Source organism: Phenylobacterium sp. (genome assembly GCF_044371015.1).
GTDB lineage: Bacteria > Pseudomonadota > Alphaproteobacteria > Caulobacterales > Caulobacteraceae > Phenylobacterium.
On record NZ_JBILUK010000100.1, the window covers coordinates 1 to 11,007 of the forward strand.

Annotated in this window: 9 protein-coding genes and 1 pseudogene; 7 read left to right on the forward strand and 3 right to left on the reverse strand. The window is 66.7% G+C overall.

What is annotated here, in order from left to right; all coding sequences use genetic code 11:
• Both ACIQ3R_RS10000 and ACIQ3R_RS10005 read left to right on the forward strand, forming a co-directional pair.
• Positions 1–439: pseudogene (locus ACIQ3R_RS10000) on the forward strand (hypothetical protein); the annotation flags it as partial.
• A gap of 262 nt (positions 440–701) precedes the next feature.
• A complete protein-coding gene (locus ACIQ3R_RS10005) occupies positions 702–3,818 on the forward strand; it encodes a TonB-dependent receptor plug domain-containing protein (protein WP_397417950.1) in 3,117 nt (1,038 codons plus the stop codon).
• Between the two features lie 136 nt (positions 3,819–3,954).
• On the opposite strand, the gene ACIQ3R_RS10010 is transcribed toward ACIQ3R_RS10005, so the two are convergent.
• The 3 genes from ACIQ3R_RS10010 to ACIQ3R_RS10020 form a co-directional block, all read right to left on the reverse strand.
• Positions 3,955–4,371, reverse strand: coding sequence for a DUF6491 family protein (locus ACIQ3R_RS10010; protein WP_397417952.1), 417 nt, complete (start codon positions 4,369–4,371; stop codon positions 3,955–3,957).
• 83 nt (positions 4,372–4,454) lie between these two features.
• Positions 4,455–4,577, reverse strand: a complete 123-nt coding sequence (locus ACIQ3R_RS10015; protein WP_397417954.1) for a hypothetical protein — start codon at positions 4,575–4,577, stop codon at positions 4,455–4,457.
• A gap of 108 nt (positions 4,578–4,685) precedes the next feature.
• Positions 4,686–5,939: an MFS transporter gene (locus tag ACIQ3R_RS10020; RefSeq protein WP_397417957.1), complete on the reverse strand. Its 1,254-nt coding sequence runs from the start codon at positions 5,937–5,939 to the stop codon at positions 4,686–4,688.
• A gap of 137 nt (positions 5,940–6,076) precedes the next feature.
• On the opposite strand from ACIQ3R_RS10020, the gene ACIQ3R_RS10025 reads away from it, so the two are divergent.
• The 5 genes from ACIQ3R_RS10025 to ACIQ3R_RS10045 form a co-directional block, all read left to right on the forward strand.
• A complete protein-coding gene (locus tag ACIQ3R_RS10025) occupies positions 6,077–7,093 on the forward strand; it encodes an aldo/keto reductase (RefSeq protein WP_397417959.1) in 1,017 nt (338 codons plus the stop codon).
• A 107-nt stretch (positions 7,094–7,200) separates the two neighbouring features.
• Entirely contained in the window at positions 7,201–7,857 is a 657-nt protein-coding gene (locus ACIQ3R_RS10030; protein WP_397417961.1) for a PEPxxWA-CTERM sorting domain-containing protein, read from the forward strand.
• A gap of 84 nt (positions 7,858–7,941) precedes the next feature.
• The gene (locus ACIQ3R_RS10035) at positions 7,942–8,568 is read left to right on the forward strand and encodes a hypothetical protein (RefSeq protein ID WP_397417963.1); all 627 of its coding nucleotides are present in this window, start codon (positions 7,942–7,944) and stop codon (positions 8,566–8,568) included.
• A 46-nt stretch (positions 8,569–8,614) separates the two neighbouring features.
• Positions 8,615–9,451: an enoyl-CoA hydratase/isomerase family protein gene (locus ACIQ3R_RS10040; protein WP_397417965.1), complete on the forward strand. Its 837-nt coding sequence runs from the start codon at positions 8,615–8,617 to the stop codon at positions 9,449–9,451.
• A 96-nt stretch (positions 9,452–9,547) separates the two neighbouring features.
• Positions 9,548–11,007: peptide ABC transporter substrate-binding protein (locus ACIQ3R_RS10045; protein ID WP_397417968.1), on the forward strand; the 1,460-nt coding region annotated here is incomplete at its 3' end.

Consider the following 11,007-nt stretch of genomic DNA (forward strand, 5'->3'; position numbering starts at 1 on the left):
GGCGGAGGATCGGGCCGGCCTGAGCGACCTGATCAACGACTTCTTCTCCTACCCGGAGATCAAGGGGAACGCCTACGTGGCCTATGTCCGCGGCCCGCTCTCGGTCCGCTGGCTGGCGCGTTACTCGGAGGGCACCTCGCCCGCATTCGGCTCGCCGTTGTTCATCACGGTTCCGAACCCCGGCGCGACGACCGCCGCCGGTTGCACCACGGCGTCCTGCGCCGGACGCGATCTGCAGGCGGTGGGCAAGTCCAAGGACTTCTGGCAGCACGACCTCGTCGTTCGGTGGGAAGCGCCCTGGGACACCACGATCACGGCCAGCGTCCAGAACGTTCTGGACAAGGACCCGCCCTTCGCGCCGAGCCAGTACAACTACGATTACACCCAGGGGAACCCGCTGGGCCGGACCTTCGAGATCGGCTTCCGCAAGGCCTTCTAGGTCGGACAGACTCCGAGACGGATCAGGGGCGCCGGCGACGGCGCCCCTTTTTCGTGGGCGCGGTCTGGGGCGTCCTGGCCGGTGCACACGTTAGAGCCGCCGCGCGAAACAATGGCGATCTGGTTGTTCCAGTTGACACCCAGGCGGGCGCCGAAACCCTGATTCGTATTTCACTGGCGCAAAGTCGAAAGTCGGACAATCATCGTTAACTGAGGTCAGCATGCTGCGCGTCAGACGCGGCGGGGCCCAGGGAGGAATACAGATGTCCAGACGCAGTCAGCTCTGCGCCGGCACCATGCTGGCCGCCGCCTTCACCCTCGGACTTGCCGGTCAGGCGGCCGCGCAAGCTCAAACTGCCTCAAGCGACACCGAGGTCGATGAGGTGGTCGTAACCGGGTCGTTCATCCGGGGCACTCCGGAAGACGCCCCGTTGCCTGTGGATGTGATCACGAGCGAGGCGCTCAAGGACCAGGGTAGTCCGTCTTTGGTGGACCTCGTGCGGACCATCCCGTCCGTTTCGGGCGGCAATATCGGCGAGTCCAACCGGTTCCTCGGCGGTGCGGCGGCCGGCGTCGCGACGATCAACCTCCGGGGTCTCGGATTGACCCGCACGCTGTCGCTGATGAACGGCGAACGGCTGTCGACGATCACCGCCGCGGGCGGCCAGGAGTTCGTCAACGTCAACGTGGTCCCGACCATTGCGATCGGACAGGTCGAGGTGCTGCGCGACGGCGCCGCGGCCACCTACGGTTCGGATGCGGTGGCCGGCGTGGTGAACTTCATCACGCGTAAGGACCTTGAGGGGTTTGAGGCGAGCGGCAAGTACGCCCTGATCGATGGCTCAGGCGGAGACTACGAAGGGTCCGTGGCCTGGGGCCGGAAGTTCGACAACGGCAACATGTTGTTGGCCGCCTCCTATCGGCGTCGCAGCGAGCTGAATGGGGTCGATCTCCCGTGGACGCTGCCCAACGCGGTCTTCCCCGACACCGTGAACATCAGCGGGATTTCGGGCGCCAGCAATCCCGGCGGCTACAACGCCATCCTGGGGACCCCGGTGCTCGGGCCAAACGGCGGGTTCCTGCCGGACCCGGCCCGTGCGGGCCAGCCGCTCGGCGGGACCCTGTCGGCGACATTCTCCGACGCCGGCTGCAACCAGCTCGGCGGCCTCTCTTTCGTCCCGAACGGACAGTGCTTCTATCCGTTCACCTACCACGACTCCCGCGTGGCGGAGGAGCACCACTACCACCTGTTCGCAGAGGCCAACTTCGAACTGAATGACCGGCTCCGGTTCCATGGCGAAGTCCTTTGGTCCCGCACGGACGTTCCGAACGACCGTGTCTCCGCCTCTCAGTCGACCGTGCAGTTCCCGACACCCATCGAGGCTAGCGGTTCGTCGCCGGGCGGCGGAACGTCTCCCTATCCGGCGGCGCCCGGCGCGATCCAGTCGCGCTACTACGTGCCGGCGAGCAATCCGGGCCTCCAGGCCCTGTTCAACCCGTGCCCGACGGCGACCCAGCCGCAGATCACGGCGGCCATCTGCGCGGCGGCGCTGACCAACGGCGTCGCGATGAACCTGACCCAGTGGCGCCCGGCGGGCCTGGGCGGCAACCCGCTGCACGACTTTGACGCCGACCGGCAGAGCAACCAGATCACCTCATTCCGCGTGGTCGGCGGCTTCGTCGGCGAACTGGAGAATGGCTGGGAGTGGCGCACGACCTTCAACTACATGCGCGCCGAACAGATCAACCGGACCCCGGATCGATATGTCAATCGCGTCCAGCTGGCTCTACGCGGACTGGGCGGTGCGAACTGCAACCCCACAACGGGAACACCCGGCGTCGGTGCTTGTTCGTATTTGAATCCGTTCGCCAACTCGATCCAAACCTCCAGCATCAACGGCGCGAACTATGCGCAAGCCACAGGTCTGCGTCAGGGGCCGCCGCTCGACCCCGTGCTCTGGGATTGGTTGCAGGACGACGCGGTCAGCACGACCACCCAACAGCTCGTCACCGCGCAAGCCCAGCTGACCGGGGACTTCGGCGATCTCAGCCTGTGGACCGACGAGCCCATCAGCTGGGCGGTCGGCGCCCAATGGCGCTTTAACGACCGCACGATCGCTCTGTCCTCGAACTTTGATGGCGATAAATCCCCCTGCGTCGACAGCCAGCCCTATGGCGACGGCCTGCCGACCTGCGCCGTGCCTGGAGGTGGACCGTTCACCTTCATTGGCTCCGGCCGGGAAAGCCAGGAAGATCGGCATGTGGTCGCCACGTTCGGCGAGTTGCAGGTGCCGGTCTTCGATACGGTGGTCGCGAGCCTGGCCATTCGAAACGAACGCTATGGCGGGAATGTAGGGTCCACCACGAACCCGCGGGCCTCGATTCGGTGGCAGATCCTGCCTTGGGTCGCCGTACGCGGTTCGGCGGGGACCACGTTCCGGGCGCCCCCCATTGCGGCGCTGGATCCAGGATTTGGCTTCATCCAGGCGCAGTTCACCAACCCGACCACCGGGGCTCCGCTCTATCGTCCGGTGCAGACTTTCGGAAATCCCAATCTCGACCCCGAAACGGCGGATACGTTCAACATCGGCTTCCTGTTTGAAACCGGTGCGTTCAAGGCGCAGATCGACTTCTTCAAGTTTGCGTTCAAGGACGAAATCACCACCGAAACCGCCGCGCGCATCTACGGCACCATGTTCCCTGCGGCCAATCCGGCGACCTGGCAGTGCGGCAGTACAGGTCTCTTCGACCGGTTCAGGTTCGGAACCGACACGGTCAATACGACCCTCTACGGAGGCCGCGCTGTACCGACTTGCCACCCGAACAACCTCCTGTCGGTTCGCAACAACGTCATCAACGGCCCCAACACCGACATCACCGGCATTGACCTGAACGCCTCCTATTCCTGGGATGACGTCTTCAGCGGCGTCCTGACGATCGGCGGCGACGCGAGTATTCTCACCGACTACAAGCGTGACGCGAGTTTCCTGCTGGGGACCAACTTTGTGTACGACGGCGCACTCAACCGGGTCGGCAAGTCCGAGCTGTTGTCGTCCTTCTATTCGTACCCGCGCCTCCGTGGAAATCTCTACGCGAATTGGACGGTCGGCGACCACAACCTCCGCTGGACCACGCGTTACTGGTCGGGCACGGACGATATGAACGCCGTGGTGGCCGGGAGCCGGCTTAAGAGAGATGATCGCTGGGTTCACGACTTCACCTACCGCCTGACCTTCAAGGAACGGTGGACGGCGACGCTCTCGGTCAAGAACGTGCTGGACGACGTGCCGCCCTTCTACAAGAGCCAGTACAACTACGATTACATGACCCAGAATCCGTTGGGCCGCGTATTCGAGTTTGGGATGCAGGCCAGCTTCTAACCCCAGCAGCGCGGCCAGATTGATGCCGCGTGACTGAGGACACACACCGGGCGACTTTGAGGGCCGGGTGTAGACCATGGATCAGGGGCGCCGGCGACGGCGCCCCTTTTTCGTGGGCGTAGCGCCTATTCTTAAGTCAGGGGCGGGCGCGCTTGGGAAGCGCGGCGATCTCGGCGGCGGTCAGCTTGCGCACCTCGCGCACCGGACAGCGGTGTGGTCCGATCTGACTGGGCGAGATGATTTCGGCGTCCAGGCCGGAGCAGATATTGGAGCCGCCGCGCGAGACCACAGCGATCTGGTTGTTCCAGTCGACATCCAGGCACGGGCCGAACATTTCGAGCCGATAGACGTCCTTCACCCCGACCCGCACGTGGACGACGTTTGGGTCGTCGCTTGCGAAGTTGGTGATCTGGCGGGTCCAGAAGCACTGACGCGGCGCCTTGGCGGCGGCGGCTTCCGGCTCAACCGGCGACCGCGCCATTCCTGCCGGCGCGACGGTGGTGGCCAGGACAAGGCTCGCAAGCGCGAAGGTGAAGGGCTTGGCGATCATCATGGTCGGCTCCAGAGGCTAGATGTCCCCCGACGTCCAAGACTACCTCGACGCGGCGTCGGCGGGAAGCCGGCGCGCGCCGCAGCTCAGGCCAGGCCGCGTGCGACGCGCAGCGTCTGTCCGGCGAGGGCGAAGCCCAGGATCATCAGGCTCCAGGACGCGAGCTCGGGCTGGGTCGAGAGGATCTGAGAGAGGGTGGTCATCATCATTATCTTCGTCTGTCATCTCCGCCGGAAGGCCCAATGCCCGCCGGTCTGACGGGAATACGCACCCGACACGCCGGAGAGACGCGCAGAGCCTTGCTGCGGAAACGCAGATCACACCGCCTGGGCGAGCCGTGAGCGCGCGGCGATCGTCCCGACGATCAGCATCATGAGGATCGCGGGCGCAAGAAGCGCCGGTCTGGGGCCGACGGCCTCGGCCAGCATGCCGTATGCGACGGCGCCGATGGGGCCGCCGCCCATTAGGCCCAAAGTGAAGATCGACAACACCCGCGCCCGCGCGGCTTCCGGCGCATGTTCCTGCACCAGACCCCGCCCAAGCGTCATGGCGACTCCGCCGCCCAAACCCCAAACGAAATTGAAGACGCAGAGAAGCCATAGGGGCATCGGGATCGAGCACACCAGCAGCACCGCGGCGCCGCTCGCCAGCGCCAGAAGGTAGGCCCGTCCCTTTCGCCGCGGAGCGCCCCGCCGCATCAGCACCATGGCCGAGGCCATCGAGCCGACCCAAAAGCAGAGGCTGAAGGCGCCAAGGGCCGTGGCGATGGCGGTGTTCTCACCACCGGCCGCCGTCAGCGGGAAGTAACTCTGTACGGTCAGGGGCAACAACACGGCGAAGGCGCCCATGAAGCAGACGCCCATGCCGATGCTGCACAAGACCACCGGTCCAAGCACCGGCGAGGCCGCCGTAGCGGCGAATCCTTCGGCGATTTCCCGGCCAACGGAGCTGAAGGGATCGCCGCCGACGCGGCGCGCGGCCGGACGCGGGCGGATTCGCAACGCCGCCAGGGTCGCGGCGCCCATCATCAGCGCCTGTCCCGCAAGCAGGCCAGCGACGCCGATCAAGGGCGCGGTCATCGCCGCCAGCATGCCCAGAATCTGGCCGCCAAACTGCGCCAGGGAGGCGCCTGACACCGCCTTCTGCACGCCGCCCTCTACCGGGGCCACGAGACTGAGCAACGAATCCCGCGCCGGCCCCGCGAACGCCCCGATCACCCCGACAACCAGGGCGTAGCCGATCAGAAGACCGAAGGTGAGCCGCCCTGACGCCACGAGGCCGGCCAGAACGAGGAACGTCGCCGCCGACGCCACACACCCCAGGATCACGATACGCCGGCCATCGGCCCGATCGGCGACAAAACCGCCGATCAGGATCAGTAGGGTGGTCGGAAGCTGCAGGCTCATCTGCGCGATCCCCAACTGGATCGGCCCCTCATGCAGCACGACGCGCACGAGGTAGGGGAACAGAACCATCTGCACCCCGAACGCCAGGAACCAGGCGCCGTGGGTGAAGAGATAGGCCGAGAAGCCGTTTCGCGTCGCCGCGCCCGCCTCGCTGGATGCCGTCACGCTCACGCTCCCCCCGCCTGATCCGGAACCTGGACGACTGCGCGCGCGCCGTCGAGCGCGAAGCGCGCTGGCGGTTGTCCCTCGGCCTGTGCCAGAAGGCTCCGCCAGATCATCTTGAGCGAAGTGCGGAACATCCCATGCAACACAAACGACTGGGCCGTAGCGCCATTGTTGTCTCCGACATCTGCATGGGGACCATGACCTTCGGTTCCCAGGCCGACGAGGCGACCGCGTTCCGCGTGCTCGACCGCTGCCTCGAGGCCGGAATCAACTTCTATGACACGGCCGAGAACTATCCGGTGCCGCCGCGCGAGGAGTGGGCCGGGCTCACCGAGGAGATCTTCGGGCGCTGGCTGAGGACCAAGAACCGTGATGCGGTGATCGTCGCCACAAAGGTCTGTGGGCCCAGCCACGGCTGGATCAAGGGCTCCCAGCGCGCCGGCATGACCGCCGTCGACCGCCACAATATCATCCGCGCCGTCGAGGCCAGCCTGACGCGGCTGCAGACCGACTACATCGATCTCTACCAGACTCACTGGCCCGATCACGACACCGCCTATGACGAGACCATGGAGGTCCTCGACGAACTGATCCGCGCCGGCAAGGTGCGCGTGGTCGGCTGCTCGAACGAGAACGCCTGGGGCCTGATGAAGAGCCTGGCGGCCGCCGAGCGCCTGGGAACCGCGCGCTACCAGACCATCCAGAACAACTTCAGCCTCAACAACCGTCGCTTCGAGGACGAACTGGCCAATATCTGCAGACGCGAAGGCGTCAGTCTGATCCCCTATTCACCGCTGGCCGGCGGCGTGCTCTCGGGCAAATACAATGATGGCGGCCGGCCGGAAGGCGCGCGCTTCACCCGTTATCTGGAGCTCGGCGGGCGCCAGGCCGTGATGGCCGCCCGGTTCATCAACGAGAAGTCGATGGCCTCCACGGCGGCCTTCGGCAGAATCGCGGAGGAGGCCGGCATGTCGCCGGTCACGCTGGCGACGGCCTGGAGCAAGCAGCACGATTTCGTGGCCTCGACCATTGTCGGCGTCACGCGCGAGGACCAGCTTCCCGACATCCTGGCGGCGGCCGACGTCACACTCTCCCCAGAGGTCATGAAAGCCATCGATCAGGTGACGAAGACGCACCTCTATCCCATGGGCTGATCGCTATCCGCGCCTGCACGCAAATGTTGTAGCCGGGACCTGGAACAAGCCCCCGGTCCCGCCGGTTGCCCTGATGCCGACCTTCGGCCTGCAACCGGGGATATACCATGATCAACAGATCCGTTCTCGCGGCGGCGACCCTCGCCCTCACCGCCGCGCCAGCCGCCCATGCGGCCATCATCATCGAAATGGGTCCTGCCGCCGGCGCCCTGGAGGAGACGCTCTACTTCGACGGTTCGACCGGCACGACCCTGACGGGGCTTACAGACCCGCTTGGGGAAGACGTCTCGGTGTCTGGCGGCGAGGCCCTGCTCGGGATCGCCAACCGTTCGCGGGTCACAGCGGCGACAGGTCTGCTGGATACGTCATTCACGTTCCGCGGAAATACGGCTCAGACCCTGGCGTTCGACCTCGCAAGTCCCTCGCGGGTGTTCACGGCGACGGAATTCTTCGTCTTCCGGGGCCGTGGAACGGCGACCAAGGCGATCCTCACCTTCGTTGATACGGAGGGAACCGCCTACCAGCGGGCGTTCGACTTCCTGGGATCAGGCGGGCGCTTCAACGCCGGGGTCACGGGCGGAACAAAGATCGACTACTTCACTCTGGCGTTCAACGGCAGCGTGCAGGACGTGCGCAATGTCTACTTCGGCGGCTTCGGAAGTCTCGGCGCGATTCCTGAGCCCGCGGCCTGGGGCATGATGATCGTTGGCTTCGCCGGCGTCGGAGCGGCGCTGCGCGGTCGTCGCCGCTTCGTGACCAACTAACGCTCGCATTGATGTCGGCGGGGAAGTCGCTCAGGATCGGGGCCTGACGTCGGCGGGATGATCCGCCGATGCAAGGAGAGCCCCATGATCCGCCGGGTCGGAACGAGAGCGACGCCCTTGCTGGCGCTCCTCGCTCTGGCTGCGGGCTGCACCGACCGCGCGACGCCGGCACAGGCGCCGGAAGTCTCTCCGCCGGCGCCTGTGGCCGCTGCGCCGCCCCAGGACGCCGCGATTGCGGCGGCGCTGGGGCCGCCGGGAGCCGAGACGGTGGACGCCGCCCTTGCCGCCGCGCAGGCGTTCACCGCCAAATTGCCGCAGGCTCTGGCGGCGGCGACTGCGGCTGAACAGAGGATCCGAGGCGCCGGGGCGCGCGCGCTGCAAGCCGCACGCGGCGAGGGCGGGGCGGCCCGCGTCGCGCAGGCCCGAGCGCAGGCCGAAGCGGCTCGCAACACGATGTCCGCCGCTGCGGCGAGCCTCAAGGCCGAGGCTGCGGCCCAGGGGGAAGCTGTCGCCGCCGCCATGGCGCTCTGCCAGGAAACGCCGGAACTGACCGCCTATCCGGGCTGCATCGCGCTAACTGCGACGCAGCCGTCGCTCTCCGGCGCGATTGAGGCCCTCGCCCAGCGCCAGGCCGCCGCTGAGGCAGCCTGGCTTCAAGAGCGGCCCCGGCTCGAGGAAGCCGCCGCCCTGCTGGCGCTGAGCGGAACCTGAGCTAGGCTACGCCCGACAACCAGAACCCGACCCCAGGAGACGCCCTATGGCCGACAGCGCCGCCCCCAGCCTCACGCCCGCTCAGGATACCGCCGCCGAGGACGAGGTCCTCTATGACGTGTCGGACCACATCGCCACGCTGACCCTGAACCGGCCCGACCGGCTCAACACCATCTCCGGCCCGATGCTGAATCTGCTCGCACAACTCCTGTTGCGGGCAGATCGGGACCGCGATGTGCGCTGTATTGTGCTGACCGGCGCGGGGCGCGCCTTCTGCGCGGGCCTCGATCTGCGCGGAGCGACGCAGGGCTCGACGGGCCTCGAAGGCGCCTCCACATCAACCGATATCGATCTGCGAGCGACCCCGCCCACTGTGCTGTTCAACCTGGGCACGCCCACCATCTGCGCGCTCAATGGCTCGGCCGCCGGCTATGGAATGGACACCGCGCTCGGCTGCGACATCCGCATTATGGGTGAGAGCGCCAAGCTGGCCGCCGCCTTCACCAAGCGCGGCATTGTCCCGGAGAGCGGCGGCACCTGGCTGTTGCCCCGGCTGCTAGGCTGGTCGAAGGCCGCTGAGATCATCTTCACCGGCCGCACCCTGAACGCTCAGGAGAGCCTGGCCCTCGGCCTCGCTTCACGCGTCGTGCCCGACGCCGAGGTCGCCGCTGAGGCCCGCAAGCTCGCGCTGGAGATCGCCGCCAACGCGCCCCTCGCCGTGCAGGCCTCGAAACGGCTGATGCGGATGGGCCTCTCGGAAGGGTTCGATGAGCACGTGCACCACGTGTTCCTCCAGCTGCTGCCGCTGCTCAAGAGCCAGGACGCGCTGGAGGGCATGAAGGCGTTCATGGAGAAGCGCGCCGCGAACTTCACCGGCCGCTGATAGCCCGGCCACCGCCGAGATCCGGTCCCTCGGGGTGGCGTTCCGGTTGCACCGAGATGCTCGACAGGCGAGGGCGCGGCGTGCACCTCTTGCGGCGTGCTGAAGCTGATCCGCGCCGGCCTGCTCGCGCCCCTTCTCGTCCTCGCCGCATGCGAGACCGCGCCCCAGAGGCCGACCTGCCCGACCGGTCAGGTCTGCCTTGAGGTCGGCAACAACAGCGAACCGCAGACCCTCGACCCGCAGAAGGCCAACCTGTTCGACGAATCTACGATCATCGGCGATCTGATGATGGGCCTGACGACAGATGCGCCCGATGGCTCGCCTATCCCCGGCGCCGCGGAAAGTTGGAGCGTAAGCCCGGACGGCCTGACCTGGACCTTCAAGATTCGAGATCACAGATGGTCGGACGGCCAGCCGGTAACGGCGGATGATTTCGTCTTTGGGATCGGTCGCACCCTCGATCCGGCCACCGGCGGGATCTACGCCTATCTGCTCTACGTCATCAAAAACGGTCAGGCGGTGAACGAGGGCAAGGCGCCGTTATCCGCGCTGGGCCTCAGGGCGCTGGACCCCCGGACCCTGGTCATCGAACTGGAACACCCGGCGCCCTACCTGCTGGAAGCCCTGAAACATCAGAGCTTCTTCCCGGCCCCGCGCCACGTCGTGGAGCGATATGGCGACGCCTGGGTCCAACCGGGTCGCTACGTCTCCAACGGCGCCTATCGTCTCACCGTCTGGCGCCTGGGGGACCGGATCACCCTGGAGAAGAACCCCGAGTTCTGGGACGCGGCCAAGGTCTGCGTCGACCGCATCAACTACTACGCGACCCCGGATGTCGTGACCGCCGAGCGCCAGGTGGCGCGGGGCGAACTCGACATGAACGCGAGCTTTCAGTCCAACCGCTATGGTCGAATTCGCGCGGAGATGCCCGGCTTTGCGCGCACCGGGGTTGGTCTGGCCACCGCCTATCTCAGTATGAACACACGCGATGTCGCGGCGTTCCGCGACATCCGCGTTCGTCGCGCCCTCTCCATGGCGCTCGACCGGGAGTTCATCACCCGCGGACTGCTGCGGGCGGGTCAGGTTCCCGCCTACGCGTTCGTGCCCCCGGTGACGGCCAATTATGCGCCCGCGTCCCGTCCGGCCGGCCCCCGGCTCAGATGGGCCGGCATGCCCTTGGCCGAGCGCCAGGCCGAGGCGCGTCGGCTGCTTGCGGCGGCCGGGTTCAGGCCCGGGCGCCCGCTGCGGATCACCATCAAGTCCGCCAACAGCAACACGACCCTGATGTTGATGGAGGCGATCCAGGCGGACTGGCGCGCCGTCGGCGTGGAGGTCACCCTGCAGCAGAACGAAGGAGCTGTGGCGTTCGCGGCCTATCGCGCGCGGGACTTCGAGGTTGGCTCCATGAGCTGGATCGGCGATTTCAACGACCCGCTGACTTTCCTGGGTCTTTTCAAGTCCGATACCGGCGGCCAGAACTACGGAGACTACAAAAACCCGGCCTATGACGCCCTGCTCGCGGCGGCTGATCAGGAGGCCGACGCCGTTCGCAGGGC